At 68.2% G+C, this 13705-nt stretch carries 18 protein-coding genes; 3 read left to right on the forward strand and 15 right to left on the reverse strand.

The features are described 5' to 3' along the window. Positions 1–24 precede the first annotated feature (24 nt). Genes ACSFA5_RS14420 through modB form a run of 5 tightly spaced genes read right to left on the reverse strand, consistent with a single transcriptional unit; the run spans position 25 to position 2903 of the window. Positions 25–339, reverse strand: a complete 315-nt coding sequence (locus tag ACSFA5_RS14420) for a type II toxin-antitoxin system RelE/ParE family toxin (protein ID WP_435444714.1) — start codon at positions 337–339, stop codon at positions 25–27. Further along, positions 336–617, reverse strand: a complete 282-nt coding sequence (locus ACSFA5_RS14425; protein WP_435444715.1) for a YlcI/YnfO family protein — start codon at positions 615–617, stop codon at positions 336–338. Before ACSFA5_RS14425 ends, ACSFA5_RS14420 begins: the two co-directional genes overlap by 4 nt. Before the next feature lie 34 nt (positions 618–651). Continuing rightward, a complete protein-coding gene (locus ACSFA5_RS14430; RefSeq protein WP_435444716.1) occupies positions 652–1440 on the reverse strand; it encodes an ABC transporter ATP-binding protein in 789 nt (262 codons plus the stop codon). Next, the gene (modA, locus tag ACSFA5_RS14435; RefSeq protein ID WP_435444717.1) at positions 1437–2195 is read right to left on the reverse strand and encodes a molybdate ABC transporter substrate-binding protein; all 759 of its coding nucleotides are present in this window, start codon (positions 2193–2195) and stop codon (positions 1437–1439) included. Before modA ends, ACSFA5_RS14430 begins: the two co-directional genes overlap by 4 nt. 24 nt (positions 2196–2219) lie before the next feature. Continuing rightward, complete coding sequence (gene modB / locus ACSFA5_RS14440) at positions 2220–2903, reverse strand: molybdate ABC transporter permease subunit (protein ID WP_435444718.1); 684 nt, start codon at positions 2901–2903, stop codon at positions 2220–2222. A 106-nt stretch (positions 2904–3009) separates the two neighbouring features. Here modB and ACSFA5_RS14445 point away from each other — a divergent pair, with 106 nt between their 5' ends. Then, a complete protein-coding gene (locus ACSFA5_RS14445) occupies positions 3010–3249 on the forward strand; it encodes a hypothetical protein (RefSeq protein WP_435444719.1) in 240 nt (79 codons plus the stop codon). A gap of 68 nt (positions 3250–3317) precedes the next feature. Here ACSFA5_RS14445 and tsaA read toward each other — a convergent pair whose 3' ends face one another. After that, a complete protein-coding gene (gene tsaA / locus ACSFA5_RS14450) occupies positions 3318–3812 on the reverse strand; it encodes a tRNA (N6-threonylcarbamoyladenosine(37)-N6)-methyltransferase TrmO (protein ID WP_435444720.1) in 495 nt (164 codons plus the stop codon). After that, positions 3809–4156 (reverse strand): winged helix-turn-helix domain-containing protein, encoded by a 348-nt coding sequence (locus tag ACSFA5_RS14455; RefSeq protein ID WP_435444721.1) that lies wholly within the window; start codon positions 4154–4156, stop codon positions 3809–3811. Before ACSFA5_RS14455 ends, tsaA begins: the two co-directional genes overlap by 4 nt. Positions 4157–4281: 125 nt before the next feature. On the opposite strand from ACSFA5_RS14455, the gene ACSFA5_RS14460 reads away from it, so the two are divergent. Next, on the forward strand, positions 4282–4851 hold the full coding sequence (locus tag ACSFA5_RS14460; protein ID WP_435444722.1) for a molybdopterin-dependent oxidoreductase: 570 nt from the start codon (positions 4282–4284) through the stop codon (positions 4849–4851). A 34-nt stretch (positions 4852–4885) separates the two neighbouring features. On the opposite strand, the gene ACSFA5_RS14465 is transcribed toward ACSFA5_RS14460, so the two are convergent. The 3 genes from ACSFA5_RS14465 to apbC all read right to left on the reverse strand — a co-directional run bounded on the left by ACSFA5_RS14465 (position 4886) and on the right by apbC (position 8760). Beyond that, positions 4886–6583: an OFA family MFS transporter gene (locus tag ACSFA5_RS14465; RefSeq protein ID WP_435444723.1), complete on the reverse strand. Its 1698-nt coding sequence runs from the start codon at positions 6581–6583 to the stop codon at positions 4886–4888. Positions 6584–6711: 128 nt separating this feature from the next. Continuing rightward, positions 6712–7656 (reverse strand): LysR substrate-binding domain-containing protein, encoded by a 945-nt coding sequence (locus ACSFA5_RS14470; RefSeq protein ID WP_435444724.1) that lies wholly within the window; start codon positions 7654–7656, stop codon positions 6712–6714. 12 nt (positions 7657–7668) lie between these two features. Then, the gene (apbC, locus tag ACSFA5_RS14475; RefSeq protein WP_435444725.1) at positions 7669–8760 is read right to left on the reverse strand and encodes an iron-sulfur cluster carrier protein ApbC; all 1092 of its coding nucleotides are present in this window, start codon (positions 8758–8760) and stop codon (positions 7669–7671) included. 84 nt (positions 8761–8844) lie between these two features. Between apbC and ACSFA5_RS14480 the strand changes: the two genes are divergently transcribed. Then, entirely contained in the window at positions 8845–10044 is a 1200-nt protein-coding gene (locus ACSFA5_RS14480; RefSeq protein WP_435444726.1) for a patatin-like phospholipase family protein, read from the forward strand. Between the two features lie 98 nt (positions 10045–10142). On the opposite strand, the gene ACSFA5_RS14485 is transcribed toward ACSFA5_RS14480, so the two are convergent. The 5 genes from ACSFA5_RS14485 to ACSFA5_RS14505 form a co-directional block, all read right to left on the reverse strand. Further along, entirely contained in the window at positions 10143–10502 is a 360-nt protein-coding gene (locus ACSFA5_RS14485) for a hypothetical protein (RefSeq protein ID WP_435444727.1), read from the reverse strand. Positions 10503–10551: 49 nt separating this feature from the next. After that, positions 10552–11232 carry a YceH family protein gene (locus tag ACSFA5_RS14490; RefSeq protein ID WP_435444728.1) on the reverse strand — a complete coding sequence of 227 codons (681 nt, stop codon included), beginning with the start codon at positions 11230–11232 and terminating at the stop codon, positions 10552–10554. A gap of 94 nt (positions 11233–11326) precedes the next feature. Then, entirely contained in the window at positions 11327–11773 is a 447-nt protein-coding gene (locus ACSFA5_RS14495; protein ID WP_435444729.1) for a DUF2846 domain-containing protein, read from the reverse strand. 146 nt (positions 11774–11919) lie between these two features. Then, positions 11920–12951: an isocitrate/isopropylmalate dehydrogenase family protein gene (locus ACSFA5_RS14500; RefSeq protein WP_435444730.1), complete on the reverse strand. Its 1032-nt coding sequence runs from the start codon at positions 12949–12951 to the stop codon at positions 11920–11922. Positions 12952–13023: 72 nt separating this feature from the next. Then, positions 13024–13662 (reverse strand): LbetaH domain-containing protein, encoded by a 639-nt coding sequence (locus tag ACSFA5_RS14505; protein WP_435444731.1) that lies wholly within the window; start codon positions 13660–13662, stop codon positions 13024–13026. Positions 13663–13705 lie beyond the last annotated feature (43 nt).

Here is a 13705-nt window from a genome sequence, read left to right on the forward strand (position 1 = left end):
CGTCGAACAGCCGGCCTTTGCCGTTCATTGGTAGTCGTCTTCGCGCTGGTGCCGGACCGCAGCCACGACGATCGAGTCGCTCGCCTCTATTTCAAACAATGCGACGTAGCCGCTGGCGCCGAACGGAATCACGAGTTCGCGGATGAAGGGGCTGTCGCCTGCCTTGCGGCAAGTGAAGGGTGAAAAAGCGAGTGCGGCAATCCCGTGTTCAATGGCATCGAGAGCCCGCGAGGCCAGTTCCAGGTCACCGCCCCTTTCGAGTTCCCGCTCAAGAACGAAGTCGTACAGCCGCTCCAGGTCTTCAGCCGCCTGGCGCGTGAACCGGACCGCGTAACTCACCGGCGCGCCGCGTCCTGCCGCTTCTTCGCCGATTCGAGCTTTGCCTTCAGGCGATCTACCACCTCGCTCGCATCGACATAGTCACCGCTGCGGCGCGCGATGGCGAGCGACTTCATGCCGCGCGCCACAAATTCGGCCTGGCTCTTTCGCTGGAGCACACAGGCGCGAACGGCCGTCTCGACGAACTGGGACAAGGACTCGCCCTTGCCAAGCACCTGCTCGACCTCGTCCCGAAACTCGGGCTCTACACGCACGGAAGGAATAGTGGCGGTTTTCATTGCCAAAGTGTATCGCTTATGCGATGCACGGACGTCAGCCCGTTGCGTCCTGCATCAACAACCCACGCAACCTGCTGCGCAGCGGCGTGTCTCCGATTGCCTGCACCCCCGCAATGTCGCGCAGCGCGAAGTCGCGGCTCTGGGCGTTGTGCAGGTCGATCTCGCGCACCACCTGGCCGTCGGCGTAGACGAAGGCCACGTCGGCCAGCGCGAGCACGTCCTCGATGTCGTGCGTGATCATCAGCACGGGAATGCCCCAGTCCTTGCGCACCTGGGCGAGCTCGTTGCGCAGCTCGGCGCGCAGCATGGGGTTGAGCGCGGCAAAGGGCTCGTCGAGCAGCAGCACCTGCGGCTCGCAGGCCAGTGCGCGGGCGAGCGCCACGCGCTGCTGCTGGCCGCCCGACAGCTTCTGCGGCCGGCTGTCGGCCAGCGCCGCGAGGCCGAAGCTGTCGAGCAGTGCCTGCACGCGCTCGGCGTCTTTCGTGCTCGGCTTGCGGCGGTGCCAGGCGGTCAGCCCGAAGGACACGTTCTCGCGCACGCTCAGGTGCGGGAACAGCGCGTAGTCCTGGAACAGGTAGCCCACGCGGCGCGCCGGCGCGGGCACGTCGATGCCCCGGGCCGAGTCGTACAGCGTGCGCCCGTCCAGGCGCACATGGCCCGACGCGGGATGCAGCAGGCCGGCAATGGCCTGCAAGGTGAGCGACTTGCCCGCGCCCGACGGGCCGTAGAGCGCGGCGAAGGGCACGTCGGTCTGAAAGCGCACGGCGAGGTCGAAGCGTCGTGCCCCGTCCTTCACCGTGAGTTTCAGATCGACATCGATCATGGCTTGCCGAAGCCGTAGCGCGTGAGCACTTCCTGGGCCGCGGGCGTCGACAGGAACACGACGAAGTCGCCGGCCAGCGCCTTCTGCTTGCTGTCGGCCACCACGGCGATCGGGTAGGTCACGGGCGTGTGGCCGGTGGGCGTGAAGGCGATCTTCACCTTGTCGCCGGCCACGGCCGCGTCGGTGCGGTAGACGAAACCGGCCTCGACCTCGCCGCGGCTCACGTAGTCGAGCACCTGGCGCACGCTGTCGGCCTGCACGAACTTGGGTTCGAGCGAGGTCCACAGGTTGGCGCCGTCCAGCACCTGCTTGGTGTAGCGGCCGACCGGTACGGTGGCGACCTTGCCGACGGCGATCTTCTTCACGTTGGCGCCGCCCAGGTCCTGCAGCGTCTTCACGCCCACGGCTTCCTTCGCGGGCTCGATGAGCACCAGGCTGTTGGTGACGAAGTCCTTGCGGGTGGCGGTGTCGATCAGCTTCTGCTCGACGGCGCGGTTCATGGTGTCCTGGTCGGCGCTGGCGAAAACGTCCACGGGCGCGCCCTGGCCGATCTGCTGCAGCAGCACGCCCGAGGCGGCGAAGTTGAAGCGCACGGTGGCGCCCGACCTGGCGGCCTCGAACCTGGGGCCGATTTCCTTGAATGCGTCGGTCAGGCTGGCGGCGGCGGACACGGTGATCTGCTGCGCGGCGGCGGCCAGGGGCAGGGCAAGGGCCACGAACACGGACGCGAGTGACAAGAGACGGAAAGAACGCATGTGCAACTCCTTGCAAGAATGAAATCAGCGAAGTGAAAAGAAGCGGTTCGACAGCACCAGCACGGTGATCGACAGCACCGAGGTCACGATGACCAGCAGCAGCGCCAGGTCGTCATGCCCGGCCTGCACCGCGTCGTAGATGGCCATCGACAGCGTCTGGGTCTGCTTGGGGATGGAGCCCGCCACCATCAGCGACGCGCCGAACTCGCCCATGGCCCGCGCGAACGCGAGCAGCGTGCCGGCCAGGATGCCGGGCCAGGCCAGCGGCAGCGTGACGCGCAGGAAGACGGACAACGGCGACTGCCGCAGCGTGCTGGCCGCCGCTTCGAGCGAGCGGTCGACGTTCGCGAAGGCGGCGCTGGCCGACTTCAGGACCAGCGGCAGCGCCACCACGGCCGAGGCCACCACGGCGCCGTGCCAGCTGAAGATGATGGTGTAGTCGAGGTGCTCGCGCAGCCAGGCGCCCAGCGGGCTGCGGCGGCCGGCCGCCACCAGGATGGCGTAGCCGATCACCGTGGGCGGCAGCACCAGCGGCAGCATGAACACGGCCTCCAGCACGGTGCGCCCGAAGAAGCGCTTGCGCGCGAACACCCAGCCCAGCGCCACGCCGGCCACCAGCGCCAGCACGGTCGCGACGGCGGCGACCTTGAGCGACAGCACCAGCGGGAACCAGTCGGTCGAAGCGATGAGCGAGTTCGTCGTGTTCATGAAAATACGGCGGGATTGTTACACGGTGAGGCTCAAGGTTCTCACGGGGGTGCGCAAAGCCATGAGTCTTCATATACTGAGGAATACAGCGTAGGAAACAGTCCCCATGCGCCCATCCGCCCACGACACCGTTGTCCGCTCGATCTCCGGGCGGCCGGAGCTTCGCCACGTGACGCAGGTGCATGAATGGCGCATCGAGCGCGCCATGGACGCCGACGGGTTCGTGCTCTCCATCACCGGGCCCGACGGCAGGAGCCAGTCTTTCCTGGTGGCCGACGCGGACGCCAACGACATCGGCGAGGTGCTGCGCCGGCAAGCCGCCTGGATCGACCACCGGGCGCAATGACGCGGGTATCGCGCAGGTATCGCGCAGGTATCGCGCAGGTGTCGCCCCCGGTGCGCGCGTGCGGCGGTTCAGCCCATCCGGTCGTCGGAGCGGATGCGCGGCAGCTGGTCGAGCCTGGCGCCGAACCAGCCTGTGCGCTCGGTCTGGCGCACATCGAACTTCGGCACATAGGGCTTGATGTCGAGCACGGGCGTGCCGTCCATCATGTCGTTGCCGGCGAAGTGCAGCGTGGTGCCTTCCACGGACACGAGCCGCACGATCGACAGGCCCAGCCGATTGGGCCGCGCGGGGGCGCGGGTGGCGAAGACGCCGTGCGATGCGTCGTCCAGGAAGGGCACCACTTCCAGCCGCTCGTGCGCGCACCGGTGCAGGTGGGTGACGAGGATCAGGTAGTCGAAGCCCTCGATGTCGCGCAGGCCCGGCGCGAACTCGGCGAACACCTCGAGGCGGCCTGTTTCCTCGGGCGCGCCGGCCGTCTGGATCGGCATGCCGGTGGCTTCGGTGAAGCGGCAGTGCACGAGGCCGACAGGGCGGCAGACAACCGCGGCGGGCTCTGAATTCATGGCGCCAGCAGCCGGGTCAGCGCGCGAATGTCCGCCGCCGTGGCCAGCCGCGCCGCGTTTTCGATGGCCCGGTAATGCTTGACGAGGTCCTCGCCCACCGGCGTGAGCGCCGTGCCGCCGCCGCGAGAGCCGCCGGCCGCGGTGTTCACGGCGGGCGAGGCCAGCGCATGGTTCATCTCGTCGATCAGCATCCAGGCACGGCGGTACGACATGCCGAGCAGCCGGGCGGCCGCGGAGATCGAGCCGGTCTCGGCCACGGCTTCGAGCACGGCGATCTTGCCGGGACCGATGGCGATGGTGTCGTCCCGGTAGACGCGCAGGCGGAACTGGACTTTGGATTTCATGTGGGCACGAAGCGTAAACCAATGCGGGCCGCCATTGTCCGCCCGCGGCGGGCCGTCGCCCCCGGTTCATCGCTATGCAAGAATGAATACGACGCGCCCGCCCCAAGGGGAAACGAGGAGTTCCGATGAAAGACCGCACCCTGTTCCTGTCCACGCGATGGCTGTGTCGCGCCGCCGTCGCAGCGGCGTTCGCGACGCTGGCCGGTTGCGCAGCAAGTCCGCCCATCGCCGTTGCGCCGACCGCACCCGGCATGGCGGCCGGCGAAGGCATCTCGCCCTCATTCACCGTCTCCGGTGCCGTCGCCCGGCGCGCCAGCTTCGACCTGGCAGCGCTGCAAGCCCTGCCCGCCGTCACGCAGACGGTCGGCGGCAACAGCTTCACCGGTGTGAGCCTCTGGGCCTTGCTGAACGATGCGTCGGTGGGCCTCAGGCCCGACACCGCGGTGCGCAACCCGGTGCTGTCGATGTATGCGGTGCTGGTCGGCAGCGACGGCTACCGCGCGGTGGTCTCGCTGGCCGAGATCGCACCCGAATCGGGCAACCGCGCGGCGCTGGTCGCCTACAGCCTGAACGGCGCGCCGCTGGGCCGCAACGGCATGGCCCGGCTGGTGATGGCGGGCGACGTGAAGCCGGGCCGTTCGGTGGCCCGGCTGGCGGCGATCGAGGTGTTCGCCGCGCAGCCTTCGGGCCGCTGACCGTTCAAGCCGGCCGAGCCGGTGGTCAAAAGGGTCAGCCGAAGAACTTGGCCGCGCTGACCAGGGTCTTGTAGACGCCCCACGCCAGGGGAATGCCCACGGCGATCCAGGCCAGCGCCACCACCAGCGGGCTCACCGCGTCGACACGGCCCGAGCCGCGGCCCACTTCGGCAGCCGAGGCCTTCTCGTGCGCCAGCTTCTTCTCGACGGCCAGCTCGGCGTCGCTCATGAAGTGCTTGTCGGCCACCGGGCGCACCAGCAGGTTGGCGATGAAGCCGATCACCAGCATGCCCACCAGGATGTACATGGTCTGGTTGTAGACCTGCTCGCGCGGCAGCCCCAGGCCCAGCTGGTACTCGCGCATGTAGTTCACCACCACCGGACCCAGGATGCCCGCCGTGGCCCATGCGGTGAGCAGGCGGCCATGGATGGCGCCCACGAACTGCGTGCCGAACAGGTCGGCCAGGTAGGCCGGCACCGTGGCAAAGCCGCCGCCGTACATCGACACGATGACGCAGCACGCGCCCACGAACAGCAGCTTGCTGCCTGCGCTGGCCGACGAGGGAATGCTCGCGTACAGCACGGCGCCGAGCACGAAGAACACCGTGTAGGTCAGCTTGCGCCCCAGCTTGTCCGACAGGCTGGCCCATACGAAGCGACCGCCGATGTTGAACAGCGACAGCAGCGCGGTGAACCCACCCGCCACCACCGCGATGGCCGCGAGCTGCGCCTTGTCGAGCTGGCCGTACCTGGCCGGCAGGTCGATCAGCGCGCCGCCGAACACCTCCTGCAGCATCGGCGAGGCCATGCCGATCACGCCGATGCCGGCGCTCACGTTCATGCACAGCACCAGCCACACGAGCCAGAACTGGGGAATGCCCCAGACCTTGTTCACGTGCACGTGGCGCTGGGTGATCATGGTGTTGCTGGTCTGCGCCGGGGGCGGCGTCCAGCCTTCGGGCTTCCAGCCCGAGGGCGGCACGCGGTAGCCCAGCGCGCCGGCCATCATGAAGACGAAGTAGCCGAGCGCCATGACCACGAAGGTCTGCATCACGCCCACGTCGGTCGAGGTACCGAAGCGCTTCATCAGGTCGACCGCCAGCGGCGAGCCGATCATCGCGCCGCCGCCGAAGCCCATGATCGCCATGCCGGTGGCCATGCCGCGGCGGTCGGGGAACCACTTGATCAGCGTGCTCACCGGCGAGATGTAGCCAAGCCCCAGGCCGATGCCGCCGATCACGCCCGAGCCGAGAATCATCAGCCAGAACTGGTGCAGGTGAATACCGAGCGCCGACAGCAGCATGCCGCCGCACCAGCACACGGCCGACACCACGCCGGCCTTGCGCGGGCCGGCCCGCTCGAGCCAGCCGCCCCACAGGGCCGCCGAGCAGCCGAGGAAGACGAAGAACAGCGTGTACATCCAGCCGAGCGTGGCCACGCGCCAGTCGCAGGTGGTGGCGAAGAGCTCGGCGAAAAAGCTCATGTCCTTGGCGCAGGCCTGTGCGCCGGTGCCCGCGGTGCCGAGTGCTTTCGACAGCGGCAGCCAGAACACCGAGAAGCCGTAGGCCATGCCGATGCACAGGTGGATGGCCAGTGCGGCGGGGGGCACCAGCCAGCGGTTGAAGCCCGGGCCCGCGATGATGCGTTCCTTGTCCAGGAAGCCGGGTTGCTGTTGCACGCCGCCTCCGTTGATGCGCTCTCCCTCGAGAACGCCTGCAGATGAACCTGCCATATTTCTCCTTGTTCGCCGGATGTGTACGTAGTTGCCGATCCGGGCCGCGGAGTGTGAGTGAACGCTTTATGCCGCGTCAAATTTGATCAACGCATGGCCCGATTCAATAAGTAAATGAACCGGTCCATTCACTCTCCGAGGGTGCCGCTGTGCTGTTGCACCTGGGCTTGCCACTCGGGCGTTTGCATGAAGGCCAGCGCGGCCTCGAGCGCGCGCGAGGGGCGCACCCCGTCCTGCGTCATGAAGCCGACGGGCGTGCGCACTTCGGGTGCCACGAGCGGCAGCGCCTCCAGTTCGCGGTGGCTTCGCACCGCCGCCACCATGCCGCCAGGCAGCACGCTGCTGACGGTGCCCACGCTCACGGCCAGCGCCAGCGTGAGCACGGAGTTGGTCTCGATGGCCGGCGTTACTGCTGCGCCGGCCTCGCGCAGCGCCTGGTCGACGATGGTGCGGTTGTGCATGTCGGGCGTGAGCAGGCACAGCGGCAGCTTGCCGGCCTCGGCCCAGGTCATGGGCCTGCCGATGCGCAGCTGGTCGGTCGATGCCTTCTTCGCGCGGCGCAGCAGGAAGTAGTGTTCGATGCTCTGCGGCCACGCCGTGAGCTTGACGCCCGGCAGGTGCATGCGCTCGGTGTAGCCGAGCGCGAGGTCGACCGACAGGCTCTCGAGCCCCGTCTCCAGGTCTTGCGAACTCATCGACAGCACGGCCGGCACGATGCCGTGGTGCCGCTGCTGCAGCATGGCCGCGAAACGCGACAGCATCGGTATGGCCGTGGGCACGGCCGCCATGCGCAGGCGCCCGTGGGGGTCGCCTTCTTCGCTGCGCAGTTCCTGCAGCAGCACTTCGTTGTCCCTCAGCATGCGCTGCGCCGTGGCCAGCACGCGCTCGCCCTCGTGCGTGAGGCCGACGTACACGCGGGCGCGCCTGACGATGACCACGCCGAATTCGCTCTCCAATGCACGCAGTGCGTTCGACAACGCGGGCTGCGTGATGTGGCAGGCCTGTGCCGCGCGGCCGAAGTGCTTGTGCTCGTTCAGCGCCACCAGGTAGCGCATGGAGGCGAGCAGGTTCATTGCGCTTGCTCTCTAGGTGTTCTTGCTGATCGAGATCGTCGGGAACTTCGCCGAGAAGTCCTTGGCCTTTTCTGCAATGCCCACGGCCACGCGGCGCGCCACGTCCTTGTAGAGCCCGGCCACATCGCTGTCGGGCTCCGACACCACGGTAGGCGTGCCGCTGTCGGCCTGCAGGCGGATCTTGATGTCCAGCGGCAGCGCGCCGAGGTACGCCATCTGGTATTCAGACGCCATCTTCTTGCCGCCGTCCGCGCCGAAGATGTGTTCCGCATGACCGCAGTTCGAGCAGATGTGCACTGCCATGTTTTCCACGATGCCCAGGATCGGCACGCCGACCTTCTCGAACATCTTGATGCCCTTCTTGGCGTCGAGCAGCGCGATGTCCTGCGGCGTGGTGACAATCACCGCGCCCGTCATCGGCACGCGCTGGCTCAGCGTGAGCTGGATGTCGCCGGTGCCCGGGGGCATGTCGACGATCAGGTAGTCGAGGTCTTTCCAGTTGGTCTGGCGCAGCAGCTGCTCCAGCGCCTGCGTGGCCATGGGACCGCGCCAGATCATGGCCTGGTCCTGGTCGACCAGGAAGCCGATCGACATCACCTGCACGCCGTGGCGCTCCATGGGTTCCATGGTCTTGCCGTCGGCGCTGTCGGGGCGGCCCGCGATGCCCATCATCATGGGCTGGCTCGGGCCGTAGATGTCGGCGTCCAGCAGGCCCACGGTGGCGCCTTCGGCGGCGAGCGCCAGCGCCAGGTTGGCGGCCGTGGTGCTCTTGCCCACGCCGCCCTTGCCCGAGGCCACCGCGATGATGTTCTTCACGTTGGGCATCAGCTGCACGCCGCGCTGCACGGCATGGCTGATGACCTTGGTGACGATGTTGACCGACACGTTCTCCACGCCGGGCACCGTTTTCGCGGCGGCTACCAGCGCCTTGCGGATGGCCGCATGCTGGCTTTTGGCGGGGTAGCCGAGCTCGAGCTCGAACGACACGTCGGCCTCTGAAATCTGCAGGTTCTTGAGCGACCGGCTCGCCACGAATTCCTTGCCGGTGTTAGGGTCTGCGACGGCCTTGAGCGCGTCCATGAGCCCTTCTGGGGTGAGTGCCATTGATCTAACTCCTGAATGGCGGGTAGTCTAGTTCGCTCGCCAAGGCCGCATCGAACGGCCCTTCAATAGCCTGAAACAAAACAAATGCCAGAGACACCCCCCGTCACCGGCCTGCTGCTCACCGGAGGCGGCGCACGGGCTGCCTACCAGGTGGGCGTGCTGGAGGCCATTGCAGACATCCGGCGCGCCGCCGGCCCCGCCGTCACCGGCACCGGCAACCCCTTCCGCGTCATCACCGGCACCTCGGCCGGCGCCATCAACGCGGCCGCGCTGGCCTGCGGCGCCGACAACTTCGACGCCATGGTGGCGCACATCGCCAAGGTCTGGAGCGAGTTCCGCGCCGAGCAGGTATACCGCGCCGATTCGCTCTCGGTCATCGGCCGCGGCACGCGCTGGCGCATGCTGCTCGGCCTGGGGCGCTTCGCGGCCAACTGGATGCGCATCAAGCCGAAGTCGCTGCTCGACAACCGGCCGCTGGCCGAGCTCCTGCAGCGCATCGTGCCGCTCGACCGGCTGCCCCGGCTGATGGCCGAAGGCCACGTGCAGGCGCTGGCCGTGACCGCGTCGAGCTACAGCTCGGGAGAACACGTCACCTTCTTCGAGGCGGCCGTGCCCATGGAGCCCTGGGTGCGCTCGCAGCGCCTGTCGGTGCGCGACCGCATCACGCACCAGCACCTGCTGGCCTCCTCGGCCATTCCGTTCGTGTTCCCGGCCACGGCCCTGCCGATGCAGCAAGGCCACACCGAGTACTTTGGCGACGGCTCGATGCGCCAGTCGGCGCCCATCGCGGCGGCCATCCACCTGGGCGCGCAGCGCATCCTGGTGGTCGGCGCGGGCCGCATGCACGAGCCGCGCGAGACCCCCGCGCCCAACACGCACAGCGGCTATCCGACCATGGCGCAGATCGCGGGCCATGCGCTGTCGAGCATCTTCCTGGACGCGCTGGCGGTGGACATCGAGCGCCTGCGCCGCATCAACCACACGCTAGGGCTGATTCCCGAGGAGGCGCGCGCAGCGAGCGCGCTGCGTCCGCTCGACCTGCTGGTGATCTCGCCCTCGGAACGGCTGGACGTGATCGCGGCGCGCCACGTGGACGCGCTGCCCGGCGCGGTGCGGCACCTGCTGGGCGGCTCGAAGGTCGCGGCCGACGTGAAGGGCGGCGCGCTGGCGAGCTACCTGCTGTTCGAGTCGGGCTACACACGCGAGCTGATGGCGCTCGGGCGGGCCGATGCCATGGCGCAGCGCGATGAGGTGCTGCGCTTCTTCGGCTGGCTCACGGGCTGACGCGCCTCCGGTGCCGATCGGCAGCACCCGGGAGCGGGCGTCGCGCCTCGCCTGCACGCAGGACGCCGTTGCGCGCCACTGGCCGGCGCAGCCGCGTCCTACTGAAGGATGGCGATGAAGGCGTAGATGCCCGCGAGCCACCCGTTGGCACGGCTTGCGCTGGCCGCGTTTTCCATGGAAATGGGATACATCGCCGCGCGCCGCCAGGCCCGTGCGTTGCAGGCCACCGCAAGCACCAGCCCGCTGCAGAAGAACAGCGCCGAATGCAGCCCCAGCCCGCCGATCAGCGAGACCACGAGGATCACGACGCCGACCGCCCAGATGCCGCTGGTCGTGCTGGCCAGCACATGCGACAGGCCGCCGCAGGCCTTGCACGTGGCAGGCGCAGCGCGGCTGGACCATCGCTTGGCGAAGCCGCCGATGCCGGGTTGCTTGCAGCGCGGGCAGGTGTGCGTCATATGCCGCGCAAGATACCCCAGCCGACCCTCGGCTGGCAAACGCCGACGATCAGCCCGCTTCGGAAATCCCGAGCTCGGCGCACACACGCCCGAGCAGGGCCTTCAGCGATGCCACCTCGGTTTCGAGCCGCGCCACGTTGGCCTTCAGCGCCGCGACCTCGCCCAGCGACACGTCGTGCGCGGCGTACGGCGCATCGGACCCGGGACCGGCGACCTCTTCGGCCGGCGCGCCGCTCAGCAGGTGCGCCCACCGGCTTTCGCGCGCGCCGGGCAGCCGGGCGAGCTTGACCACCAGGCCACCGGCCTCGCGCTCGGCCAGCTCGTTCAGGAAGCCCTCGACCGACGAGATGTCGGCGAAGTTGTGCATGCGGTCGCAGGCAATGCGCAGCTCGCCCGCCGTCTGCGGGCCGCGCAGCATCAGCACGGTCAGCAAGATGACCGACTGCGACGGAATGCGCAGCACGCGGTCGGTGTTGTGCTCGTAGCGAAAGGCACGCCCGCCGCTGGTCTCGGCCACGAGGCTGTAGCCCTTCAGGCTGTCGATGGCGGCCTGCACCTGCGACTCGGTGAGTTCGAGCACCGGGTTGCGGCTGGTCTTCTGGTTGCAGCCGGACAGCAGCGAGTTGAGCGTGAGCGGGTAGCTGTCGGGCACGGTGCGCTGCTTTTCGGCCAGCACGCCGAGCACACGGGTTTCGAGGAGGGACAGGACGGGAAGAGGTGTCGAGGACATGGCAGCTCAAAAAAGAAACGCCACCGGAGCATGGCCCCGGCAGCGTACACGCGTTCCGCGATGGCCTTGCGCCACCGGTGTCATTCGCCGGCCGTTACTTGGTCATGGCAAGGCTGGTTTCCTGAACGCCCTTCTTGCCGGTGGCGGCGTCGACCAGTTGCAGCTTGTTGCGCGCATACATGACGCCCATCTTCACTTCCTGCCAGATGTAGTACGACATGCCGGGCTGGGTGTCGACGGTGAGCGTGTCGGTGTTTTCGGCTGTCGAGGCGATGGTGTGCTTGCCCGGCGCGACTTCCTTGTAAAGGAAGGTCTTCGAGGCGGTCTGTCCGATGGGCTTGCCGTCGACGGACACGTCCATCTTCACGGAGCCGCCCATCGACTCGTTGCGATAGATGTACAAGGCCGACTTGTCGGCCGCGGGCGCGGCGAACTTTTTCACTGCCGCGTCCTGCTCGGCATTGCCCATGCTCACGGATGCGCATCCGACCAGATTGAGTGCGGCGATGGCCACTGCAGTGGCGACGAGAAACTTCTTCATTGAAAACCCTCCAGGCTTGTTTTGATATGACAGCACCGCCTGCCAATCAGGCGCGTGCGGCCAGCACTGTAGCCGCGCGCGTCGCCCTCTGAAGTTTCTGGGGGCCGAATTTTTTCAGCCCTGGGAATTAGTTGCTTTCTTCTGCCTCAACCGCCGTTGATGCGGCTGACCAGCGCCTTCGTGAACGCCGCCGTGTTCGCCGTGCCGCCCAGGTCGCCGGTGCGCACCTTGTCGATGTTCAGCGTCTCGTCGATGGCCTTGCGCAGGCGCGTGCCCAGCTCGGGCAGCTTGACGTGGTCGAGCATCAGCGCGGCGGCCAGCATGATGGCGGTGGGGTTGGCGATGCCCTTGCCGGCGATGTCGGGCGCAGAGCCGTGCACCGCCTCGAAGATCGCCGCGTCGGCGCCGATGTTGGCGCCCGGCGCCATGCCCAGGCCGCCCACCAGGCCCGCCACCAGGTCGGACAGGATGTCGCCGAACAGGTTGGTGGTGACCAGCATGTCGAACTGCCAGGGGTTGAGCACCAGCTTCATGGCGCAGGCGTCGATGATGACCGTGTCGAGCTCGAACTTGCCCTTGTACTTCTTCTCGTACAGGTCGAGGCCGGTTTCCAGGAAGATGCCCGTGAGCGCCTTCATGATGTTGGCCTTGTGCACGATGGTGACCTTCTTGCGGCCCGTGGCCACGGCCGTCTCGAAGGCGTACTCCAGCAGGCGGCGGCTGCCCTGGCGGGTGTTGATGCCGGTGGCCATGGCCACGGCATGCGGGTCGCCGTCGATCGGCACGTAGTGCTCGTGCCCGATGTAAAGGCCTTCGAGGTTCTCGCGCACCACCACCAGGTCGATCTTGTCGTAGCGGCCACCGGGAATGATGGTGAGCGCGGGGCGCAGGTTGGCGTACAGCTGGAACTCCTCGCGCAGCCGCACGTTCGACGAACGGTAGCCGCCGCCCGACGGCGTTTCCAGCGGGCCCTTCAGGGCCAGGCGGGTGCGGCGGATGCTGTCCAGCGTGGCCACGGGCAGCGGGTCGCCGGCGGCCACCACGCCGCCGAGGCCGGCGATCTGGCGGTCCCACACGAAGGGCGCCTTCAGCGCGTCGAGCGCGGCCAGGGTGGCGTCGACGATCTCGGGGCCGATGCCATCGCCGGGAATGAGGGTTGCGGGAATGGGGGTGGTCATCGGCGGTGCCTCACTTGCTGTATCGGGGGTTGGAGCATACGTCTCGCGCGAGACACCCCGCGACTTCGTGGGTCACTCGTGGCCGGGCATTTCGGGGTCGAGCAGCGAGGCACGGGCCACCACCCGGCCCGGCCGCAGCAGCGCGCCGGGCGCAATGACCGCATTGGCACCGATGCGCGCGCCGTCGCCAATCAGCGCGCCGAACTTCTCGCAGCCCGTGGGCTGCAGTGCTGCGCCGTCACTGCTGCGCACGAAGATCTCCTTCGCCACACGCTCGTTGCGGTGGTTGCACACGATGCTGCCGGCCTCCATGTTGACGCCCGTGCCCAGCACCGAGTCGCCGACGAAATTGAAGTGCGCCAGCGCCGTGCCCGCGAACACGAAGGACGATTTCAGCTCCACGCCCGGCCCGAGGCTGCAGCGCGCGTCGACCCAGCTGTGGCCGCGCAGGTAGGCGCCCGCGGCCACGAAACAGCCGGGCCCGACGATGAGCGGGCCCTTCAGCACCGCGCCGGGCTCGATGCGGGCGCTGCGGTGCACGGCCACCTCGCCGTCGATGGCGTAGTCGGCGGGCGGCAACCCGGCCAGGAGCCGGCGCACGATCTCCGGGGCGCGCGGAGGGAGCTCCCAGGGCAGCGACGCGGCCCAGGGTGCGAGGGGAGAGGCGGCAAGTCCGGCGATGTAGGCGCCGAGGTCGATGGCGTGTGGCATCGGGCGATGCTGCCATCAAACCCGGGAAACCACGCGCGCCGAC

The sequence above is a fragment of the Variovorax monticola genome, assembly GCF_051216855.1.
Classification (GTDB): Bacteria; Pseudomonadota; Gammaproteobacteria; order Burkholderiales; family Burkholderiaceae_C; genus Variovorax.

Coding starts and splice junctions, on each gene's coding strand:
- ACSFA5_RS14425 (WP_435444715.1), bottom strand. CDS start 617: ATGAAAACCGCCACTATTCCTTCCGTGCGTGTAGAGCCCGAGTTTCGG.
- ACSFA5_RS14430 (WP_435444716.1), bottom strand. CDS start 1,440: ATGATCGATGTCGATCTGAAACTCACGGTGAAGGACGGGGCACGACGC.
- modA (WP_435444717.1), bottom strand. CDS start 2,195: ATGCGTTCTTTCCGTCTCTTGTCACTCGCGTCCGTGTTCGTGGCCCTT.
- modB (WP_435444718.1), bottom strand. CDS start 2,903: ATGAACACGACGAACTCGCTCATCGCTTCGACCGACTGGTTCCCGCTG.
- ACSFA5_RS14445 (WP_435444719.1), top strand. CDS start 3,010: ATGCGCCCATCCGCCCACGACACCGTTGTCCGCTCGATCTCCGGGCGG.
- tsaA (WP_435444720.1), bottom strand. CDS start 3,812: ATGAATTCAGAGCCCGCCGCGGTTGTCTGCCGCCCTGTCGGCCTCGTG.
- ACSFA5_RS14455 (WP_435444721.1), bottom strand. CDS start 4,156: ATGAAATCCAAAGTCCAGTTCCGCCTGCGCGTCTACCGGGACGACACC.
- ACSFA5_RS14460 (WP_435444722.1), top strand. CDS start 4,282: ATGAAAGACCGCACCCTGTTCCTGTCCACGCGATGGCTGTGTCGCGCC.
- ACSFA5_RS14465 (WP_435444723.1), bottom strand. CDS start 6,583: ATGGCAGGTTCATCTGCAGGCGTTCTCGAGGGAGAGCGCATCAACGGA.
- ACSFA5_RS14470 (WP_435444724.1), bottom strand. CDS start 7,656: ATGAACCTGCTCGCCTCCATGCGCTACCTGGTGGCGCTGAACGAGCAC.
- apbC (WP_435444725.1), bottom strand. CDS start 8,760: ATGGCACTCACCCCAGAAGGGCTCATGGACGCGCTCAAGGCCGTCGCA.
- ACSFA5_RS14480 (WP_435444726.1), top strand. CDS start 8,845: ATGCCAGAGACACCCCCCGTCACCGGCCTGCTGCTCACCGGAGGCGGC.
- ACSFA5_RS14485 (WP_435444727.1), bottom strand. CDS start 10,502: ATGACGCACACCTGCCCGCGCTGCAAGCAACCCGGCATCGGCGGCTTC.
- ACSFA5_RS14490 (WP_435444728.1), bottom strand. CDS start 11,232: ATGTCCTCGACACCTCTTCCCGTCCTGTCCCTCCTCGAAACCCGTGTG.
- ACSFA5_RS14495 (WP_435444729.1), bottom strand. CDS start 11,773: ATGAAGAAGTTTCTCGTCGCCACTGCAGTGGCCATCGCCGCACTCAAT.
- ACSFA5_RS14500 (WP_435444730.1), bottom strand. CDS start 12,951: ATGACCACCCCCATTCCCGCAACCCTCATTCCCGGCGATGGCATCGGC.
- ACSFA5_RS14505 (WP_435444731.1), bottom strand. CDS start 13,662: ATGCCACACGCCATCGACCTCGGCGCCTACATCGCCGGACTTGCCGCC.